Annotated in this window: 21 protein-coding genes; 18 read left to right on the forward strand and 3 right to left on the reverse strand. The window is 41.6% G+C overall.

Annotation, left to right across the window (positions count from 1 at the left end):
- The first annotated feature begins 49 nt into the window (after positions 1–49).
- From ftsY to glpD, 8 genes are all read left to right on the forward strand, one after another.
- A complete protein-coding gene (gene ftsY / locus BTN98_RS16935; protein ID WP_060997728.1) occupies positions 50–1,456 on the forward strand; it encodes a signal recognition particle-docking protein FtsY in 1,407 nt (468 codons plus the stop codon).
- Positions 1,457–1,460: 4 nt separating this feature from the next.
- Positions 1,461–2,129 carry a cell division ATP-binding protein FtsE gene (gene ftsE / locus BTN98_RS16940; RefSeq protein WP_060997729.1) on the forward strand — a complete coding sequence of 223 codons (669 nt, stop codon included), beginning with the start codon at positions 1,461–1,463 and terminating at the stop codon, positions 2,127–2,129.
- Positions 2,119–3,051: a permease-like cell division protein FtsX gene (ftsX, locus tag BTN98_RS16945; RefSeq protein ID WP_060997730.1), complete on the forward strand. Its 933-nt coding sequence runs from the start codon at positions 2,119–2,121 to the stop codon at positions 3,049–3,051. Before ftsE ends, ftsX begins: the two co-directional genes overlap by 11 nt.
- Before the next feature lie 178 nt (positions 3,052–3,229).
- On the forward strand, positions 3,230–4,090 hold the full coding sequence (gene rpoH / locus BTN98_RS16950; protein WP_060997731.1) for an RNA polymerase sigma factor RpoH: 861 nt from the start codon (positions 3,230–3,232) through the stop codon (positions 4,088–4,090).
- Positions 4,091–4,629: 539 nt separating this feature from the next.
- Positions 4,630–4,950 (forward strand): thiosulfate sulfurtransferase GlpE, encoded by a 321-nt coding sequence (gene glpE, locus BTN98_RS16955; RefSeq protein ID WP_060997732.1) that lies wholly within the window; start codon positions 4,630–4,632, stop codon positions 4,948–4,950.
- A 108-nt stretch (positions 4,951–5,058) separates the two neighbouring features.
- Positions 5,059–5,898 (forward strand): rhomboid family intramembrane serine protease GlpG, encoded by an 840-nt coding sequence (glpG, locus tag BTN98_RS16960; protein WP_060997733.1) that lies wholly within the window; start codon positions 5,059–5,061, stop codon positions 5,896–5,898.
- A gap of 251 nt (positions 5,899–6,149) precedes the next feature.
- Entirely contained in the window at positions 6,150–6,911 is a 762-nt protein-coding gene (locus BTN98_RS16965) for a DeoR/GlpR family transcriptional regulator (RefSeq protein ID WP_060997734.1), read from the forward strand.
- A gap of 229 nt (positions 6,912–7,140) precedes the next feature.
- Positions 7,141–8,649 (forward strand): glycerol-3-phosphate dehydrogenase, encoded by a 1,509-nt coding sequence (gene glpD, locus BTN98_RS16970; protein ID WP_060997735.1) that lies wholly within the window; start codon positions 7,141–7,143, stop codon positions 8,647–8,649.
- 87 nt (positions 8,650–8,736) lie between these two features.
- On the opposite strand, the gene BTN98_RS16975 is transcribed toward glpD, so the two are convergent.
- The gene (locus BTN98_RS16975; protein ID WP_065190239.1) at positions 8,737–9,156 is read right to left on the reverse strand and encodes a flagellar basal body-associated protein FliL; all 420 of its coding nucleotides are present in this window, start codon (positions 9,154–9,156) and stop codon (positions 8,737–8,739) included.
- Between the two features lie 172 nt (positions 9,157–9,328).
- On the opposite strand from BTN98_RS16975, the gene BTN98_RS16980 reads away from it, so the two are divergent.
- The gene (locus BTN98_RS16980) at positions 9,329–9,871 is read left to right on the forward strand and encodes a chorismate--pyruvate lyase family protein (protein ID WP_060997736.1); all 543 of its coding nucleotides are present in this window, start codon (positions 9,329–9,331) and stop codon (positions 9,869–9,871) included.
- Positions 9,865–10,728 (forward strand): 4-hydroxybenzoate octaprenyltransferase, encoded by an 864-nt coding sequence (gene ubiA, locus BTN98_RS16985; RefSeq protein ID WP_060997737.1) that lies wholly within the window; start codon positions 9,865–9,867, stop codon positions 10,726–10,728. The genes BTN98_RS16980 and ubiA overlap by 7 nt, the downstream gene beginning before the upstream one ends.
- Positions 10,729–10,818: 90 nt before the next feature.
- Here ubiA and plsB read toward each other — a convergent pair whose 3' ends face one another.
- Positions 10,819–13,257 (reverse strand): glycerol-3-phosphate 1-O-acyltransferase PlsB, encoded by a 2,439-nt coding sequence (gene plsB, locus BTN98_RS16990; protein WP_060997738.1) that lies wholly within the window; start codon positions 13,255–13,257, stop codon positions 10,819–10,821.
- Between the two features lie 350 nt (positions 13,258–13,607).
- Here plsB and lexA point away from each other — a divergent pair, with 350 nt between their 5' ends.
- From lexA to BTN98_RS17015, 5 genes are all read left to right on the forward strand, one after another.
- Complete coding sequence (gene lexA / locus BTN98_RS16995; RefSeq protein WP_060997739.1) at positions 13,608–14,228, forward strand: transcriptional repressor LexA; 621 nt, start codon at positions 13,608–13,610, stop codon at positions 14,226–14,228.
- 281 nt (positions 14,229–14,509) lie between these two features.
- The gene (gene coxB / locus BTN98_RS17000; protein WP_060997740.1) at positions 14,510–15,646 is read left to right on the forward strand and encodes a cytochrome c oxidase subunit II; all 1,137 of its coding nucleotides are present in this window, start codon (positions 14,510–14,512) and stop codon (positions 15,644–15,646) included.
- Between the two features lie 18 nt (positions 15,647–15,664).
- The gene (ctaD, locus tag BTN98_RS17005; protein ID WP_060997741.1) at positions 15,665–17,254 is read left to right on the forward strand and encodes a cytochrome c oxidase subunit I; all 1,590 of its coding nucleotides are present in this window, start codon (positions 15,665–15,667) and stop codon (positions 17,252–17,254) included.
- A gap of 11 nt (positions 17,255–17,265) precedes the next feature.
- Positions 17,266–17,844, forward strand: a complete 579-nt coding sequence (locus BTN98_RS17010; protein ID WP_060997742.1) for a cytochrome c oxidase assembly protein — start codon at positions 17,266–17,268, stop codon at positions 17,842–17,844.
- A complete protein-coding gene (locus tag BTN98_RS17015; protein ID WP_060997743.1) occupies positions 17,828–18,730 on the forward strand; it encodes a cytochrome c oxidase subunit 3 in 903 nt (300 codons plus the stop codon). The genes BTN98_RS17010 and BTN98_RS17015 overlap by 17 nt, the downstream gene beginning before the upstream one ends.
- A 70-nt stretch (positions 18,731–18,800) precedes the next feature.
- Here the strand turns inward: BTN98_RS17015 and BTN98_RS17020 are convergent, their stop codons facing one another.
- Positions 18,801–19,013 carry a DUF2909 family protein gene (locus BTN98_RS17020; protein ID WP_060997744.1) on the reverse strand — a complete coding sequence of 71 codons (213 nt, stop codon included), beginning with the start codon at positions 19,011–19,013 and terminating at the stop codon, positions 18,801–18,803.
- 69 nt (positions 19,014–19,082) lie between these two features.
- Between BTN98_RS17020 and BTN98_RS17025 the strand changes: the two genes are divergently transcribed.
- Genes BTN98_RS17025 through BTN98_RS17035 form a run of 3 tightly spaced genes read left to right on the forward strand, consistent with a single transcriptional unit; the run spans position 19,083 to position 21,363 of the window.
- On the forward strand, positions 19,083–19,766 hold the full coding sequence (locus BTN98_RS17025) for an SURF1 family protein (protein WP_276308206.1): 684 nt from the start codon (positions 19,083–19,085) through the stop codon (positions 19,764–19,766).
- The gene (locus tag BTN98_RS17030; RefSeq protein ID WP_060997745.1) at positions 19,763–20,296 is read left to right on the forward strand and encodes a hypothetical protein; all 534 of its coding nucleotides are present in this window, start codon (positions 19,763–19,765) and stop codon (positions 20,294–20,296) included. Before BTN98_RS17025 ends, BTN98_RS17030 begins: the two co-directional genes overlap by 4 nt.
- Positions 20,297–20,325: 29 nt before the next feature.
- Positions 20,326–21,363 (forward strand): COX15/CtaA family protein, encoded by a 1,038-nt coding sequence (locus BTN98_RS17035; protein ID WP_060997746.1) that lies wholly within the window; start codon positions 20,326–20,328, stop codon positions 21,361–21,363.
- Position 21,364 lies beyond the last annotated feature (1 nt).

A 21,364-nucleotide genomic window follows, 5' to 3' on the forward strand; every position in this document is an offset into this window, starting at 1 on the left:
ACCTGTTTTTAGGCCGTAAATTGTACCAATCAAGCGCTAGGATTTGCCAATGGCAGAAAAAAAGAAACGCGGACTATTTTCATGGCTAGGATTTAGCTCTGAAGATAACGACGCATCAAAGGAACAAGCTACTGAACAATCAGTAGTTGATGGCTCGGTTGATAGCCCAAAATCAACACATTCCTCTGACGATGAGGGGGTAAAAGCCAATCATAATCATGACATTGAGCTCGACACGCCCATCGAGTCGGAATTAATTGCTGAAACTAATGATCGCCAATTGGCTGCAACGTTGCAAGAAAATGATCATCAAAACGATACTATTGTTACCGATAGTGGTGTTGATGACCTAAATACCGACGTTGAAGAAAATAAAAAGTCAGAAAATACTGAGGATAATGATGAAGGTGAGTCATCACTAACAAACAATGCCGATATTGCTGATAAAGCCAATGTTAGTGATGATACTATCACTGTGGATGATGAGGCTAACACAGCAGTTGTAACTGCTGTTGAGCAAGAAAAGCCAAAATCAGAAGGCTTTTTTAGTCGTTTAATGCGTGGTTTAAAACGCACTAAAACCAATTTTGGTGCTGGTTTCTTTGGTTTATTCCGTGGCAAGCAAATTGATGATGAATTATTTGAAGAGTTGGAAGAACAACTCTTAATTGCCGATGTGGGAATGGATACCACACTGAAGATCATTAATAACCTCACCGACAAAGCATCACGTCGTGATTTAAATGATGGTGAAGCACTTTACGGCTTATTGAAAGATGAGCTAGGTGAAATGTTGGCTAAAGTTGAACAACCACTAGTGGTTGATATGACCAAAAAGCCATATGTTATTTTAATGGTTGGTGTTAACGGTGTCGGTAAAACTACCACCATCGGTAAATTAGCTAAACAATTCCAGGCAGAAGGTAAATCAGTGATGCTCGCGGCGGGTGATACTTTCCGTGCTGCGGCTGTTGAACAACTGCAAGTCTGGGGGGAGCGTAATAATGTTCCAGTGATCGCTCAGCATACCGGTGCTGATAGCGCATCAGTTATTTTTGATGCGATTGAATCAGCAAAAGCCAAAAATGTTGATGTTGTTATTGTTGACACCGCAGGGCGTTTGCAAAACAAAGGCAACTTGATGGAAGAGTTGCGTAAGATCGTGCGGGTGATGCAGAAAGTTGATATAGAAGCACCGCATGAAATTATGCTGACAGTGGATGCCGGCACTGGTCAAAATGCCATTAGTCAGGCAAAACTATTTAGTGAAGTGGCGCCAGTATCAGGGATCACCATTACTAAATTAGATGGTACCGCTAAAGGTGGTGTTATTTTTGCAATTGCTGATCAATTTAATATTCCAATTCGTTATATTGGTATTGGTGAAGGCATTGATGATTTACGACCGTTTGCGGCCGATGAGTTTATAGAAGCGTTATTTAGCAGCGAGGAATAATAAAGTGATTCGATTTCAGCAGGTAAGCAAAGCTTATCGTGGTGGTAGGCAAGCCCTACAAAAAGTAGATTTTCACCTAAAACCAGCAGATATGGCTTTTCTTACTGGTCACTCTGGGGCCGGTAAAAGTACGCTGCTGAAATTAATTTGTGCCCTTGAGCGTCCGAGTGACGGCAAGATTTGGTTCAATGGTCACGATATTACTCGTTTGCCACATAAGCAAATTCCATTTTTGCGCCGTAATATTGGTATTATTTTTCAAGATCATAAGCTGTTAATGGATCGCAGTGTTTTCGATAATATTGCTCTACCATTACGGGTTGAACAAATGAATGAACATGATATCAAACGTCGTGTGAGTGCTTCTTTGGATAAAGTTGGATTATTGGATAAGGCAAAATGTTTGCCTATCCAATTATCTGGCGGTGAACAACAGCGCGTTGGCATTGCCCGCGCTATTGTCAATAAACCGATGTTATTGTTGGCCGATGAGCCAACCGGTAATCTTGATGCTGAGTTATCACAACAAATATTACGTTTGTTTGAAGAATTTAATCGGGTTGGTGTCGCAGTATTAATGGCAACCCATGATACATCATTGCTGGCCAGCCGTGATTATCGTCGTTTAGACCTACATAAAGGTAATTTAAGGGAGCTGGCACATGGCGCGTAAATCTATTGGCTTTTTTGCAATTCATCGCCAGCAAGCAAGTTCAGCATTAAAAGACATGTTTCGTCGTCCTTTAGGTAATTTTTTAACTTTAGCGGTATTGGCTGTCGCGTTAACTTTGCCATGTACGTTTTACTTAATGGCAAAAAACATTACAGCTGTGGCGGATGCATGGCAAAACCCAAGCCAGATCACTTTGTATTTAAAGCATAATACTAGTAATGATGATGGCCAGGCGTTGGCAGATAAAATTAAAAATTGGTCACAAGTTAATAGTGTTAAATACATTACAGCTGAGCAGGGCTTAGAGCAATTCCGTCAAAACGGCGGCTTTGAAAAAGCGCTGAGCTTGTTTGATGAGCAAAATAATCCGCTACCTGCAGTAGTGATTGTTGAACCTAATAATGACTGGCAAACAACGGCAAAAGCCAATGAACTAGCGCAAAAATTGGGTCAACAGAACCACGTTGCTGAAGTGCGTCTCGATAAAGACTGGTTACAACGCCTAGCTGCAATTCAACAATTAGCCGTTGCCTTGGCACTGTTAATGTCGGGCTTAATGCTGTTTGCGGTATTTTTAATTGTCGGCAACACCTTACGTTTACAAGTGTTAAGTCATAAAGACGAAATCCAAGTGATGAAGATGGTTGGCGCAACAGATAGCTATATTTTACGACCTTATCTTTATGTTGGTGTTTGGTATGGCTTGATTGCGGCATTAATTGCCTGGGGATTAACTCAAGGTGTCACACTGTTATTAGGTGATGCGGTTGCCAAATTATCTGATTTGTATGGCAGTCATTTTAGAATGTTGGGTTTAAATTGGGATGAAAGTCTGATCATGGTTATGGTAGCAACCTTCCTTGGCTTAATGGCTGCTCGTCTTGCTGCTGGACGCCATTTACGTGAAATTAAACCTGTATAACGATTATTGTTCATAGTTTTAAAACAGTATGATAAGAAAAAGTGATGCTTATAAGCATATATATTTGCGCTTCGACTTGCATTTGAACTATGTTTACAGGCATCATTGTCGGTTCACACAACGATAGCATGTGCTCAATAACCGTTGTGATCGCACAAAAATTACACGAGGTTTTCGAATGTCAAATGAGATGTCGAAATTAGTTCTAGTTTCGGCGGATAGTCTTGAAAGTTATATTCAGACTGTAAACCGTTATCCAATGCTAACGCCTGAGCGTGAGAAAGAGTTGGCTGAAGCGCTGCACTATGACGGCGATATTAACGCGGCAAAAGCGTTAGTGATGTCCCATTTGCGATTCGTGGTACACATTGCTCGTGGTTATTCTGGCTATGGATTACCGATTGCTGACTTGATCCAAGAAGGCAATATTGGCTTGATGAAGGCTGTTAAGCGTTTTAATCCTGAAGTTGGCGTGCGGTTAGTGTCTTTTGCTGTTCATTGGATCAAAGCTGAGATCCATGAGTATGTGTTACGAAATTGGCGCATAGTAAAAGTCGCCACCACTAAAGCACAGCGTAAATTATTTTTTAATTTGCGTAAGTCAAAAAAGCGCTTAGGTTGGTTTAATAACGATGAAGTAAACATGGTTGCTGAACAGTTAGGTGTTGAACCTGCTGAAGTACGTGAGATGGAATCACGTTTAGCGGCGCAAGATCCAACGTTTGAAATGCAAAATGATGATGATGAACGTGATTCAACTCCGATGGCTCCCGCTTATTTCCTTGAAGATAAAGGCTCAGATGTTGCCTTGAGTTATGAAGAAAATAATTGGGAAAATCATGCTAATAATCGTCTGTCACAAGCATTGGCCAGTTTAGATGAGCGTAGCCAACACATTGTTCGTTCACGTTGGTTAGATGATCAAAAATCAACTCTGCAAGATTTAGCCGACAATTATGGGGTATCAGCTGAGCGTATTCGTCAGTTAGAAAAAAACGCCATGAAAAAGTTAAAAGAAGCGGTGGGTGATTTTTACTGATAGATCACTGGTGTTAATGATTGAGAAACCGACCTTAGTGTCGGTTTTTTTATAGCTGTTGATCGTCCTCACTACTGGCAGATAATCCCCATGGTTGGTGAGTGAGTTATCTGCATGATTTTATGTGTTATAAGTCACGTTTGTGTATAGATATGTGTATGTTTAATCAACTTATCCACAGCTTATATTAGGATCCGATCTACATGTAGTGGATCTTTTTATTAGCAACCACATTATCAACGCAATCCACAGGCTTTTCCACAACTGATTACTTTGTATTCGCTATGGTAGTGTTATCAGCGACAAGTCCTTGTCGCGATTGAAGTGTTGTCCTTAATGAGGGCGATTATATTGTGGATAAAACCCTATTTTTTTGGGGGAAGATACCCAAGTTAAGCTAAGGTACAATGATCGTAAATGCATTATTTTGGCGAACCCAGTGTCAGGATCATGTGATGGCGATCCGTTGTCATTGCTGAGCGCAATCGTGGCTGCTGGCATAACTTATTGTCTTTATAGGATCATTAAAAGGAAATAATATGGAACAGTTTCAACATCTTTCAGTTCACGATGCGCAGCAGTTATTACAGCACCCTGAGGCGGTGCTGGTCGATATTCGTGATCCTCAATCTTATGCTGCCGCGCATGCTGAAAGGGCATTTCATTTAACCAATGACACCATGGTGGCATTTATGGATGAGGTCGATTTTGAACAGCCAGTATTAGTGATGTGTTATCACGGTGTCAGCAGTCAAGGGGCTGCGCAGTATTTGGCAAATCAAGGCTATGAGCAAGTGTATAGTGTTGATGGTGGCTTTGAGGCTTGGCGTCGTGAAGCATTACCTATGGTACAAGCTTAGTTAAGTTTGCCATTGATAAAATAAGTAATAAACAGCGGGTGGTTACTATTGATGTAACTACAACGGGTGTTTAATACTTAAAAGTTCTTATCTATAAGAGTGATAACTATGCATCGCTTAGCTGAATTTTATAACCCTCGTCATGCGCAAGCATTTATTGATTATATGGCTTCACGGGGTATTGAACTGACTTTAGCGCCAGAGCCTGAGGGTAAATTTGCGTTATGGTTGCAAGATAGCCAATACTTGATTGAAGCTGAAGCTGAATTGAATGCGTTTATTGCTGATCCTAATAATAGCAAATACCAAGAAGCATCATGGCAAGTAGCAGAAAGTCGTACCGCAAAATTTGATTACTCGAGCCCAAGCTTGATCTCTATGGTCAAAGCACAAGCAGGACCATTTACACTGACGGTGATGGTGGTATCGCTAGTACTTTATGGTCTGTGGTTACTTGGATTTGAATCGCTACTGTTTGATTGGTTTCATTTTCCATTTATGAATGGTGATCAGTGGCAGTTATGGCGCTACTTCAGCCATGCATTACTGCATTTTTCCGCTTTGCATGTGATTTTTAACTGTCTATGGTGGTGGCTATTAGGTGGACAAATTGAGCGTCATAGTGGTTCAGCTAAACTAGTACAACTGTTTCTTATCTCATCATTGATTTCTGGTTTTGGTCAATTTTGGCTGGATGGGCCTAATTTTGGCGGTTTATCTGGCGTCGTTTATGCTTTATTAGGTTATATTTGGTGGATGGGCTGGCTAGCGCCACAGCGTGGGTTAGTGATTGCTCGCTCTTACGTGGTGTTTATGTTGGTGTGGCTTATCATTGGTTTTGCAGAGCCTGCTGGGATTGCGATTGCGAATATGGCTCATCTAATGGGACTGTTAACCGGTTGTGCGATTGCTTTAATCGATGCCAAATTTATCAAGCCTAAAGCATAGTTTTTTCGCGTTAAATCCTCAAACGACCGTAATGATGATTGGCGATTTTCTTTTTTATTATTTATCACCATGGCTGGTGAAAAGAAGGCCTATCAGCAACAGTAACTTGAGTTACAGCAACAAAGTGGCTGATTAAGTTTGGCTTCTTAGTAAAGCTGTGAGTAATATAAAAAGGCTTCGCATTGGCGAAGCCTTGTTTTTATTACCTTTCATTGCTGAGTATGGCAGGTATAGATAGGAGCTTTCCAGCCGTGAAGCAAAGTAAACGTCATCAAGAAATTATTGATTTAGTCATGAGCCAGGGATACGTCAGTACCGACGATCTTGTGGCACGATTTAACGTCAGTCCGCAAACTATTCGTCGTGATCTTAATGAGCTGGCTGATGAAAATAAAATTCGTCGTCATCATGGTGGGGCGACGATCCCTTCCAGCTCAGTCAATACTGCTTATAGCACTCGCCAAGTATTACAGTTGGAACAAAAAGATCGCATTGCTCAAGCATTAGTGAGGCATATTCCCGATGGTGCAACGTTATTTATTGATATTGGTACCACACCAGAGGCAGTTGCGCGCGCATTAATGAACCACAACGACTTACGGATTGTGACCAATAATCTTAATGTCGCTAGTTTGTTGATGGCTAAAGAAGATTTTCGGGTTATTTTGGCTGGTGGTGAGGTTCGCAATCGTGATGGTGGCATTGTTGGTGAAGCGACGCTTGATTTTGTGTCACAGTTTCGATTGGATTTCGGCATTTTAGGCATCAGTGGCATTGATCTTGACGGCTCACTGCTAGATTTTGATTACCATGAAGTACGGGTTAAACAAGCGATCATTGAAAATAGCCGTTGTGTAATGCTTGGTGTGGATCATACCAAGTTTGGTCGCAATGCGATGGTGAACTTAGGCAATATTAGTCAAGTTGATATGTTATTTACCGATCAGTTACCACCTGCAAGTTTGCTTGAACAGTTACAGCAAAATGAAACCCATTTTGAGGTGGTGGTGTAAACCCTCATCAAGATTGGCACTGATACTTATTACGGGCTTCTGTTATAGAAGCCCATTTTTTTATCCGCAATTGCAGTAAAAGCCAAATTTGCGCTAATGATCAAACTTATGTCACAACAATCTTAACCGGTGCTGGATTAGATCAATATATACGCTATTATCACACTATATGTTTCGAACGAGCGTTTAAGGTTCGTTTTGTTATGTTATTTGGATGGATGTGAACATAATGACAGTACCATTAAACAACCTCGACAATAGTCAAATTTTGGATCTCATCGTAATTGGTGGTGGTATTAATGGTACTGGTATTGCGGCTGATGCTGCGGGCCGCGGACTGAGCGTCGGTCTTTATGAGGCGAATGATTTTGCTTCTGCGACATCATCAGCAAGTTCAAAGTTGATCCATGGTGGATTACGTTATCTTGAGCATTATGAGTTTCGATTAGTAGCTGAAGCTTTGGCAGAGCGTGAAGTATTATTAAAAAAGGCCCCTCATATTGCTAAGCCAATGCGTTTTCGGCTACCACACCAACCTCATTTGCGTCCTGCATGGATGATTCGAGCAGGATTATTTTTATATGATCATCTTGGTAAACGTACCACTTTACCAGCCAGTAAAGGATTATCGTTTGGCGCTGAAACAGTACTGGTGCCAACCATAAAGCAAGGCTTTGAATATTCTGATTGTTGGGTTGATGATGCGCGGTTAGTGATTTTAAATGCTATGGAAGCGGCGAGTCATGGTGCTGAAGTGCGTAATCGTTGCCGAGTTGAAAAAGCTGAGCGTGAAGGCGATATATGGCGGGTGACCATTAAAGAAGTGTTAACTGGAATAACTTTTCAGCGCTGTGCGCATGGGTTGGTTAATGCAACCGGACCGTGGGTGAAATCATTTTATGATCATAGTACTGACTTAACATCGCCACGTAATATTCGGTTAATTAAAGGCTCACATATTGTGGTACCGCGGGTTCATGATCAACCTCAAGCTTATATTCTTCAGAACGAAGATAATCGTATTGTGTTTGTGATTCCGTATTTAGATCGCTTCTCTGTTATTGGCACCACTGATGTTGAATATCATGGTGATCCGCGCGATGTCGCGATTGATGATCAGGAAATTGATTACTTACTTGAGGTGTATAACAACCATTTCGTTCATCAATGTCAACGTGACGATGTGGTATGGAGTTGGAGTGGTGTAAGGCCATTATGTGATGATGAATCGGACTCACCACAGGCTGTGACTCGTGACTATACGCTCGAGCTTGAACAACAAGCCGATGAAGCACCATTATTGTCGGTGTTTGGTGGCAAGCTAACCACTTACCGTAAGTTAGCTGAATCTGCTTTGGCAAAATTGGCTCCTTTTTACACCAAGATGGGCTCGCCATGGACCAAAGACAGTTATTTACCCGGTGGTAGCGCTGATTTTGATGGCGATAAGTTAGCTGCATGCTTACAGCTACAATATCCGTGGTTAGACGAATTCACCTGCCAGCGTATGGCACATAATTATGGTTCGTGTGTTGATATACTCTTTGCTGATATTAATGATGAAGTAGATATGGGACAACATTTTGGGGAGGGGGTTTATCAGTGTGAACTTGATTACCTGATTGCCCATGAGTTTGTCCAGACTGCCACTGATGCTTTATGGCGACGGAGTAAGTTAGGCTTGTATTTAACCACAGCCCAGCAACAGTTAATTGGTGACTATATTACTGATCGCTAAACTCAAATGGCAATTGCCGCAGCCTAATAATTGTTGATAACTATATTGACCAAAAAGCGCCGCTAGGCGCTTTTTTTGTGGCTGCAATTACTGATATAAGTATTTAGTAAATAACAGCTCATTGATCGCAGCATGGCCTGTTTCTGCAACTAATAGTTGGTTGATTTTTTGTTTACTTAATTGGCGAATTTTTTCTCGCCTAGTCAATGATTTTATTTGTTGCTCTGACTGTTGGCTGATGATGCTAATAATGGTATCGCGAATTAAAGGGGCATGATGTTCAATATTGATGAGTTGGCTATTATCAGTGATCATTAAGTCAACTTGGAGCCGAATATAGCCGAGTCGATTACCGTCAATGACATAGTTAGTGGTGATATCTGGCGCTAAGGTGTAGTAGGTAATATTTGACTGAGTCGCACTATTTGGTGGCGGTTTTGCATAAGTGGTTGGCGAGATTAATGTTATCGCCATCAATAAACGCGCTATAAAAACAGTTTTTTTCATGATTATACTCATGCAGTTAGGGACATTTAGGCTTAACAAGGTGTAATCTACTAAGGTAAACGATATTCGAACTCATAACCTCTTGCTACAATAGCAGATCAATATGGTAATAAATTAACCGCTTTCAACCAAGTATTTTGATCACGTATATGTTAATTTTGTAGTATAAAAAATGTCTGAATTCAATCAGTTGTACAGTCCTTTGATTCAGGGTGCTAAATGGCACTCGGTTCAATCATGGGCATTAGAGCAAACTTCGCATGGAGCTTGGTTGCTAGAGTCTGAATCATTGTCACGTCGTTTGGCACAATATTGCCAACACTTTACGGTGACGGTATTAGCACAAACAATTATCAGTAATGATCACTTATCCATGATGGAACGGGAACTGATTGGTGATAGTGATTGCTTAGAGCGAAAAGTGATACTTTATGGTGATCAACAGCCGTGGGTGTTTGCACGCACATTGATTCCGATGACAACTTTAAGTGGTAAGGAACAAGATCTTGTCGATCTTGGCAATAGTCCATTAGGTTATCGTGTTTTTAATACTAAAAATTCACGCCGCGATGCACTAGAAGTGGCCAATCTCGGCACTCAACAGCAGCCACGATGGGCGCGTCGTTCTCGATTATGGATCAATGATAAGCCAATGCTGGTGGCAGAATTATTTTTAACTCAATCACCAGTATATGCTAAGGAAAATGGATGTTAGAAATCACCAAAGCCAGAGCCTTTTGGCAGTTAGCTCGCTTTGATCGTCCGATCGGCAGTTTATTATTATTATGGCCAACGTTATGGGCATTATTTTTAGCAGCAGATGATTTACCTAAAACTGATGTGTTGCTGGTATTTGTGCTTGGAGTGGTGTTTATGCGCGCCGCAGGATGTGTGATCAATGATTTTGCAGATCGTAATGTCGATGGTCATGTAAAACGTACTGCAAACCGACCAATGCCATCAGGAAAAGTATCTGAACGAGAAGCATTAGGATTATTCAGCTTATTGGTATTAGTGTCTTTTTTACTTGTACTAACCATGAATACTCTCACTATCATGTTATCAGTGGTAGCGGTGATACTGGCTGCGGCTTATCCATTTATGAAGCGTTATACCCATTTACCACAATTGGTATTAGGAGCTGCATTTGGGTGGTCAATTCCAATGGCTTATGCCGCTCAATCCGGTGCATTACCTGCTGTGGCATGGTTATTATTTGTGGCTAATATTTTGTGGACGATTGCCTACGATACGCTATATGCGATGGTCGATCGTGATGATGATCTTAAAGTCGGGATTAAATCGACAGCGATTCTTTTTGGCCGGTTTGATAAATTAATTGTTGGATTATTACAGCTAGCAACGATTATGTTACTGATTATTGTTGGCGGAATGTTACAGCTTAGTCAATGTTATTATTGGGCGCTATTATTGGCATCGGCATTGTTTGTTTATCAACAAATGTTGATTCAAAGTCGCCAGCGAGAACAATGCTTTAAAGCATTTTTAAATAATAATTACGTTGGTATGGTGATTTTTATCGGTATTAGCTTGAGTGTGTTATGGCAATAGCATTGATAGCTAAATTTATTGATGTTAAGTGTTGATAATAAGATTTAAGCATAAAAAAAGCGCCTAACGGCGCTTTTTTGTTGCTGATAATTAGTCGTTAGTTAACTCTTCATCAGGGTGCATCACTGCTTGAATGGTTAATCTTACTTCTGGTGAAATCAATGAAGTTAGCAACCCAGCCAGTTGCTCGACGGGGGCTGTTACTGCGTGGCACTCATTGTTGAGATAGCCTTCACTACGCAGAGTTTTAACGAGTGTACTAAATACACCTTTATCAAAGAACTCTGGTGCATTAATGCCATGTAAACGACTTAAACGTTGTGCCAGAACTTGACTGTGTTGCTCTAAATCTGTTTTTGGCAATTGTGGATCAGCATTTAATAATGTCAGTGCAATAGCATAACGCTGCAAGGTTTCAGTAATGGTGCGTGCTAATAGTTGTAATGGACCAATACGGGCATTATTAATCGCAATAGTTTCATTATTAACCAGCAGCAATCGTTGGCGCACGAGTTCAGCAATTAAACGATCAATTTCTTGTGGTAACTGTTCATTATCAAAGCGTAAGAATAACTCTGCTTTTAGGAATGGATATAGTAACTCGACCTGCTGATGAATCTCTGTGCGGGTTAAAGATTGCTGTTGTACCACGATGTGAGCAATCAATGATGGCAGCGCAAATAAATGGATAATATTGTTGCGATAGTAGGTCATTAAGATTGATTGTTCACGATCAAGCGAAATGATTTCACCTAACACATCACGCTCAACCAAAAACTTATCCATGGTAATTGCATGATCGACCATCTGGGTCGCGTTATCTTTTGGCGTGGTGCAATGTTTTGAATACGGCGCATTACGTAGTAATTCAAGGTAACATTCAATTTGTTGTTCTAATGAGCTACGACTTAATGCGCGTTGACGCGATGACAGTAGTGCTAGAGCACATAGCGTCAGGGCATTAGTTGCGGCAGCATCATTAATATGTGTCATCATTTTAACCGCTAAATCATTCACCACCGGTGATAACCAACCTGGACGTGGTGGTTCGATTGGGTTGATGTCTTGATGCCAATTAGGCACGTTATCATTTAAATACTGGTTCAGTGATAATGGCTCACCAAAGTTAACGTAACCTTTGCCAAAGTTGCGTAATTTACGCAGAGTACGCAGCACTTGGCCAACATTTTCTTTTTCTTTGCGCTTGCCTTGCAGTTCTTTGGCATAGGTACCGACTTCCATTACATGCTCATAACCAATGTAAACTGGCACTAAGGTTACCGGGCGATTCAAGCCACGTAACATCGCCTGAATTGTCATTGATAGCATGCCCGTTTTGGCAGGAAGTAAGCGGCCTGTACGTGAGCGTCCACCTTCACTGAAATATTCAACTGAATAACCTTTAGCAAATAACTGCGCTAGATATTCACGGAAAACGGTTGAATAAAGGCGGTCACCTTTAAAACTACGACGAATAAAGAATGCACCACCACGGCGGAAAATAGGTCCGGCAGGAAAGAAGTTAAGATTAATACCTGCAGCAATATGCGGTGGTACTAAGCCTTCTTGGTACAAAACATAAGACAGTAGCAAGTAATCCATGTGGCTACGGTGACAAGGCACATACACAATTTCATGACCATCTTGCGCTAAACGACGAATACGCTGCGCATTGGTAATACTCAGACCTTGGTAGAGTTTGTTCCACAACCAACCTAAGAAACGCTCACCATTTTTAATTAATGGATAAGAAAAATCAGCTGCAATTTCTTCCATCATTGCAATTGCTTCACGACGAACTTTTTCTACTGGTACTTGGCGGCTTAATGCTTCTTCTTGTACCACTTTATCAATCGCTTTTGATGCTAATAAGCGTTTGAAAAGTTGTTTACGATCTGGCAATCGTGGTCCTGATGTCGCGAGTAATTGACGTGAAAAGTGAATCTTAGCCACTCGCGCTAATTTTTGTGCAATCGCATCATCAGTACCGTGGTTATCAGCCATATAGCGTAAAGATACCGGAGTACTCAAACGGACTAAGCAATCTCGACCATGACCTAAAATAGCCCAGGTTTTTTTAGGGCCATTTAGAGGGCGTAAAATAGGCTTAGTTTTTGATTCTTTACCCGGTGCTCGACCCCATAAAATCGACGCAGGGATCAACTGAATATTTAATTCGCTATCTTGTTTATGTAATTCTAATAAATCACAAAATAGCGTAATTGAATCTTGTGGAAGCCCGGCTTTATTGCCAAAAATACTTGGGCTTTCAGCAACGCAAACACAACGTGGAAATGATTGGCCATTAATGTCTAACGGCGATAGTGGATCAGGTAAACCTGATGCTAGCGCACTGCTACGTAGAGTTAATAGATCAGTATTAGAACGGTACGGCAATATATAGACGATTGGGCGTGCTAAATCGAGTTCTAAATCAGCAACTGGATCAGATGGAATCGAATGAGGTTTTACCAACAAAGAAAGTGGCAATTTTAATAATTGTTGATAGATTTTCTGCCCGCTTGACATAGATATAATTAGCCTCTGAACCTTAATACACTGCACAATAGCAGAAAAAAAACGCTTTCATGCAGGAGATATGCGGTAAATAAGAGCTAAAATACCACTTTTTTGACTAAGTCATGGTTTATTTTTATGACAACTTTTGGATTGAAAAACGATCTGGCATGACCAGTTAATGAAAGATGATTGATTCTGTTGGAATTATTGCTACAAATAATAGCATTATATTTTTTTAATCCAAGTGACTGAATGGCTTTGAATTCCTAGTCAAATTGCTGTTTTCGTAAACAATTGGCTTTTATTGTCTTTGAACACTGGATATACTCACAGCAACTGTATAAAAAGACAGGTGACTCATGAAGCCGTTAACGCCGCGACAACAACAAGTCTTTGATCTTATCAAAGCAAAGATTGATGACTGTGGAATGCCACCAACACGTGCCGAAATCGCTCGTGAACTTGGTTTCCGTTCTGCCAATGCGGCAGAAGAACATTTAAAAGCTTTAGCCCGTAAAGGTGTACTAGAAATAATTCCTGGTGCCTCTCGTGGGATTCGGTTATTAATTGCCGACGATATAACAGAAGAAAAAGGCTTACCGTTAATTGGTCGTGTGGCCGCAGGTGAACCTATTTTAGCCCAAGAGCATGTTGAAGCGCATTATGAGGTTGATCCAACCTTGTTTAAACCACGCGCCGATTTCTTATTGCGTGTAAATGGTATGAGCATGAAAAACATCGGCATTATGGATGGTGATTTGCTGGCGGTACATAAAACTCAAGATGTACACAATGGTCAGGTCGTTGTTGCTCGTGTTGATGATGAAGTCACTGTTAAACGACTTGATAAGCAAGGCATAAAAGTGCTGCTTCATGCTGAAAACGAAGAATTTTCACCGATTGAAGTGAATTTAGAACACCAGAGCTTAACCATTGAAGGTATTGCTGTTGGCGTGATTCGTAACGCGGATTGGATGTAACTATCCGCTAACGACAGATTGAGTAGACACCAAACAAGCGTAGCGCATTAGCTGCGCTTTTTTTTGTCTCGTAAAATGATTTATGACTATTTTGTTACTTATATCATTGGCTTATCTAGTGAATTGTTAGTAATTATTTATTGGTGATTTTTTGCGCTATTGCTGTTTAGTGCCTAAGTTAAATGTAGAGGAATGTTATTTTAGCTTTGCTGCGGGCGGGTGAATTTGTCGCGGTATGTGCAGGGTAAGGCAAGCTGTAGTCGACAAAGGAGGTCAGAACGATGGTACGTAAACTGATCGGCAGTAGTGGGTTAATCCTATTTTCAGCACCACTGCTAGGTGAAACCATACAACTTAATATGACACCAGGCGTTACGGCAATAAGCCAAGATGTTTTTGGTTTACATATGACGATTCTGTATATCTGCATTGCTATCGGGGTAGTGGTGTTTGGAGCCATGTTTTGGTCTATTTTTCACCATCGAAAATCAAAGGGTGCTGTTGCTGCTTCTTTTCATGAAAGCACCAAAGTTGAAATTATTTGGACAATAATTCCGTTTGTTATTTTGATTTTGATGGCCATTCCTGCCACTAAAACATTATTAGCCATGGAAGATCCGTCTAAATCAGATCTCACCATTCAAGTTACCGGTTCCCAGTGGAAATGGCATTACCGCTATTTTGATCAAGATGTTGAATTTTATTCGCACCTTGCCACGAGTGCTGCTCAAATTGACAACCTGCGACCTAAACGGGCTAATTATTTATTAGAAGTTGATTACCCCTTAGTGGTACCAATCGGTAAAAAAATCCGCTTTTTAATTACTTCGCAAGACGTGATCCACTCATGGTGGGTACCAGCGTTTGCAGTCAAAAAAGACGCTAACCCCGGCTTTATTAATGAAGCATGGACGCGTATTGATGAGCCGGGTATTTATCGCGGTCAGTGTGCTGAGCTGTGCGGTAAAGATCATGGTTTTATGCCAATTGTAGTGATTGCAAAACCACAAGCCGAATACGATCAATGGCTGCAGCAAACGCAAGCGACACAACGCCAAGCACGAGAGCAAGAACAACAATTATTGGATATGGTGATGCCCATGGATGAACTGATGGCGTTGGGTGAAAAAACCTATAACAGTCGTTGTGCAATGTGTCACCAAGCCAATGGCGAAGGGATCCCTGGTGCATTTCCAGCATTAGCCGGACAGGGAATGTCGATTGATCCCAAGCAAAAAACTGAGCATATCAAGATTGTGGTTCATGGTAGTACGGGCACCGCAATGCAAGCATTTGGTCCGCAATTAAGCCTGAAAGAATTAGCTGCGGTGATTACCTATGAGCGAAATGCTTGGGGAAACAATACCAAAGAAACCGTACAAGCTGCAGATATTGAGGCGATTAAAAAAGGCCAGTAGTAATAAGGAATGACGAGCATGACGGAGATAGTGCACCAGCAACCAGCCATAGAACACCATGACCATCATCCGCCAAAGGGGCTTAAGCGGTGGTTATTTACAACGAATCATAAAGATATTGGATCGTTGTATCTATTGTTTAGCCTATCAATGTTTTTTATTGGCGGGGCGATGGCAATGGTGATTCGAGCGGAGTTATTTCAGCCCGGATTACAATTGGTTGAACCGAACTTTTTTAATCAAATGACCACAGTTCATGGTTTGATTATGGTGTTTGGTGCGGTAATGCCAGCATTTACAGGGCTTGCTAATTGGATGATTCCATTGATGATTGGCGCGCCAGATATGGCATTGCCACGGATGAATAATTGGAGTTTTTGGATTCTACCGTTTGCGTTTAGCTTGTTATTAGCATCATTGTTTATGGAAGGTGGTGGCCCTAATTTCGGGTGGACATTCTATGCGCCATTGTCGACCACCTATAGCCCAGCAAGTACTGGTTTATTTGTGTTTGCGATTCATATTATGGGCATCAGTTCAATCATGGGCGCAATTAATGTGGTGGTGACCATTATTAATATGCGCGCTCCCGGTATGACTTATATGAAAATGCCGTTGTTTGTATGGACATGGCTAATCACCGCTTTTCTATTAATTGCCGTTATGCCTGTATTAGCCGGTGCTGTCACCATGGTATTAACCGATAAATATTTCGGTACCAGTTTCTTTGATGCCGCCGGTGGTGGCGATCCAGTGATGTTCCAACATATATTTTGGTTTTTTGGTCATCCTGAAGTTTACATTATGATTTTGCCGAGTTTCGGTATCATATCGGCAATTATCCCTGCATTTTCGCGTAAAAAACTCTTTGGTTATAGTTCGATGGTGTATGCCACCGCCTCGATTGCTGGATTGAGTTTTTTGGTGTGGGCGCATCATATGTTTACCACTGGTATGCCGGTTGCTGCTGAACTTTTCTTTATGTATTGCACCATGCTGATCTCGGTGCCAACAGGAGTAAAAGTGTTTAATTGGGTTGCGACCATGTGGCGTGGCTCGCTGACGTTTGAAGTGCCGATGCTATTTGCGATTGCGTTTATTGTGTTATTTACCATTGGTGGTTTTTCAGGGCTAATGTTAGCCATTACTCCGGCAGATTTTCAATATCACGACACCTATTTTGTGGTGGCCCATTTCCATTATGTATTGGTGTCAGGCGCGATTTTTTCAATTATGGCAGCAGCCTATTATTGGTTGCCTAAATGGACTGGGCATATGTTCAATGAACGGTTAGCGCAGTGGCATTTTTGGTGCTCATTAATTTCAGTCAATATTCTGTTTTTCCCAATGCACTTTCTTGGGCTTGCTGGTATGCCACGTCGTATTCCTGATTATGCGCTGCAGTTTGCTGATATTAATGCGGTGGTGAGCGTCGGTGGATTTTTATTTGGCTTGTCACAATTGTTATTTGTTGTTGTGGTGGTGAAGTGCATTCGAGGTGGGGAAAAAGCGGCCTCAAAACCTTGGGAAGGGGCTGAAGGTTTAGAGTGGACAGTGCCATCTCCGGCGCCATATCACACCTTTTCAACCCCGCCTAAAATTGATTAGCAGAGGTTGATATGGATTCGCAATCAAAACGTTCGGTAATTGGATTGGTATTTGCAGCCATAGCAATGTTTGGGTTCGCGTTTGCGTTAGTGCCTTTATATGACGTGTTTTGTGATATTACCGGTATTAATGGCAAAACGGCGACAACGCCAACAGCGGCGAGCGATAGGGTTGATCGAAGTCGAACCGTGACGGTGGAGTTTGTTGCTTATATTAATCCTGATGTGAAGTGGCAATTTACACCACAGGTGACGCAAGTGAATGTTCATCCTGGAGAGACAAAAATCATTAACTACTTGGCTAAAAACCTTAATACCCAAGCATCTATCGGCCAAGCTGTACCGTCTGTAACCCCAGGGCTTGCTGCGCAATATTTTAATAAAATTGAATGTTTTTGTTTTAACCATCAACCATTATCAGCGGGTCAAGAGGCTGAGTTGCCGCTAGTATTTTATGTTGATCCTGATCTGCCGCGTGATATTAAAGTTCTTACATTGGCATACACCCTTTATGACGTAAGTGCTACTGCGCAACCCCTTACTCAACCTAATGAGCAAGTGAATGAGGTGAAAAATGTCGAACTCTTATGATGACTCTAAGCAATCTACGCTAGCAAGTTCTGATGAATACTATGTTCCAGCGGCTAGTGGTTGGCCTATTTTAGGTGCGGTGGCATTATTTTTAATTGCCTTAGGTGCAGGGGCGATTGTCGGCGATTTATTAGCAGGGCAAGGACCATGGATTTTATTAACCGGGGTTGGGTTAATTTTAATCATGCTAACTGGCTGGTTTCGCGATGTGATCATCGAATCAATGGGCGGCTTATACAGTACTCAAATGGATCGCTCGTTTCGACAAGGTATGAGTTGGTTTATTTTCTCGGAAGTGATGTTCTTTGGTGCATTTTTTGGGGCGTTATTTTATATACGAATGATTGCTGTACCTTGGCTCGGTGGCGCCAGTAATAATGCCATGACCAACATTGTATTATGGCCGCATTTTGTCGCTGATTGGCCACTAGTTGTTACTCCTGATGGTACTGAAACCCAAGCAATGGGGCCAATTGGATTACCTTTATATAACACCATTATTCTGCTCACTTCATCTATCACACTGCATGTTGCTCATCTGGCTTTAGAGAACAATCAACGGCGTCGATTAAGTCTATTTTTATTAGTCACGGTGTTCCTCGGTGGGGTGTTTGTTTATCTTCAAGCGGTGGAATATATCCATGCCTATCGTGATCTTAACTTACGTCTCGAGAGTGGTGTTTATGGTAACACCTTCTTTATGTTAACCGGCTTTCACGGTGTCCATGTCACCTTAGGCGCAATTTTATTATTCATCGTTTGGTGCCGAGTTTTAAAAGGACACTTTACCCCTCAGCATCATTTTGCTTTTCAAGCAGGTGCTTGGTATTGGCATTTTGTGGATGTGGTGTGGCTATGCTTATTCGTGTTTGTTTACATTTTATAGCCCATTAAGCGCGATCTTAAGTGGCTCAACAAAATAGTAGTTCTAACCAAAGTGAGTAAAGCAAGGGTGGTTAGAGCGTATAAGGTTCAGGGTTAGGTTGAATAATACCGGTCATTAAAGCAATAACGAGTAATCCAAACAAAATGACCGCAATCAATAATCGTCGTCCAAGATAATGCGATAGCGGTCGTGATGATTGCGCTTTTAACATCAGTGGCAGAGCACGAAATAGATAAATAATCATTAGCAGTAATAAGACGATAAATAACAATTTAATTAGCATGTTAGATGCTCCTCAAGTGGCTATTTAAAGCATAGCGGGTTCTAACTGTTAGCGATAAAAGGATACTTAATGATGCGATCTATCGCTTTTATTATGTTTACCATAGCCGTTGTTGCTTTGTTATTAAAACTGGGGTGGTGGCAAATGAGCCGCGCCAATGAAAAGCAGCAGTTACAATCCCAAGTAACAACGCGCCAGCAAACGATGTTGGTTGATTTAGCCAATCTGCCGCTGCAACCGCTATGGCATAGCATTACCATTGAAGGTGAATTTGATAATAGTCGCCCGATCTTATTAGATAACCAGCTTTACCGTGGTCGCCCGGGCTACCATCTTTACTTGCCTTTTGTGAGCCAGCAACAACGGGTATTAGTTAATCTCGGTTGGATTGCCTCTCCACCATATCGAAATATACTGCCGACGTTACCGACCTTTGATGGTCGTCAAATTATTACTGGTGTGGTTGCTCCAGCGCAGCAGTTATTACAATTTAAGCCGGATAATGCTGATAATCAATGGCCATTACGAGTGCAAAATATTGAATTAATTTGGCTAACTCAACAGTTACAACAACCACTATTACCGTGGATCATTCAAATATCACCCTCAAGTCCTATCGCATTAACGCAAACATGGCAGCCGGTCGTGATGGGACCAAAGAAACATTATGGCTATGCAATGCAGTGGTTTTTACTCGCTATTGCAGTAGTTTTTATGTCTTTATTATGGCTACGCAGGGAGCAAGCTGTATGAAAAAATATCAGGTGTTATTGGTCGTTGCTGTGGTGTTTATCGTGCCAATTATTGCGGCTAAATTGATGTTACACCAGCAATGGTACCAAGGGGGAGTAACCAATAGAGGTCAACTATTGCAACCTGTAGTAACCGTTGCTGAATTTGCGCTACCGCAGACATGGCAACTAATTTATCAGCTTCCTGCGCGTTGTGATGCGCGTTGCCAAGGCGCGTTATTTAATTTGCGTCAAGTGCCACAAGCAGCCGGAGCTGATAGTCATCGGCTGCAGAGTGTCGTATTGGTCAGTAGTGATAATAGCGCTGCAGCATTGTTGCTGCAGGGATTAGATCAGCGCCAAATAGATACTTCGCTGCAGCAACAGTTAGCGCAATTAGAATATGGTTTGGCAACTATTTATATCGCTGATCCTCACGGTAATATGCTAATGGCTTATCCATTGGTGATGGGTGAACAACAGATATTACGTCAAGGGAAAGATGTTTTGCGTGATTTAAAACGGTTACTAAAAGTCTCAAAAATAGGTTAAGTCATTGCTGTCATTAGGGAGGATAACGAATGATTACTACCACTAATAATGATCGATATTTCTTTTTTTTAGTCAGCTTTAGTTGTGTCTTGTCCGTTGCTGTTGTGGCTCTTGGAGCGTTTACTCGGCTAACGGAAGCGGGGCTAGGTTGTCCAGATTGGCCGGGTTGTTATGGTTTTTTTACCGTACCTCAAACCGCACTTGAGCAACAAACGGCCGCCACATTTTTTCCTCAAGCATCGTTAGAACCTCAAAAAGCATGGAATGAAATGCTGCATCGCTATATTGCAGGTAGTTTAGGTTTATTCATTGCTGCTATTAATATTATGGCGTGGCGAAAACCATCGCGACCGAAACTATTACCATCATTGTTATTATGTATGGTGGTTGTACAAGCCTTGTTAGGTATGTGGACCGTGACGTTAGTATTGATGCCTGCCGTAGTAATGGCGCACTTATTAGGTGGCTTTAGTATTGTAAGTTTGTTGTGGTTATTACGGTTACAACTTCAGTCGCCACCCTCAATTATAACCAATATTGCAGCCAAAACCTTACGTCGGTTACAAATAGCGGCGATCATCAGTGTTGTGGTGGTGTTTTTTCAAATCGCTTTAGGTGGATGGACTGCGGCTAACTATGCCGCATTGGTGTGTAGTCAATTGCCGATTTGTGAAGCCAATTGGCAACAATTGTTTGATGCAAAGGCTTTTTTATTAGTACAACCCCCGCATGATAGTTACCAATACGGTGTGCTTGATTATGGCCAACGGGTGTCTATTCATGTGGTACATCGCATTGGCGCCATGATTACTACGGTAGTGGTATTAACCATGGCATGGTTATGTTGGCGACAGCACTCATTGCGACGTTATAGCTTTGGGTTAGTACTGTTGTTGTTAGTGCAAATTGCACTCGGAGTGACAAATGTGGTGGCCAGTTTACCGCTAGCAGTCGCTGTTGCTCATAATGTTACTGGTTTAGGGTTGTTGGTGATGATGGTGAGTGTGAGTTATCGAGTGGGGTCTCGATGGTCACGCACTATAGCGCAGCCATTACCGCAGGAGTAAT

The sequence above is a fragment of the Photobacterium aquimaris genome (assembly GCF_002954455.1).
GTDB lineage: Bacteria > Pseudomonadota > Gammaproteobacteria > Enterobacterales > Vibrionaceae > Photobacterium > Photobacterium aquimaris.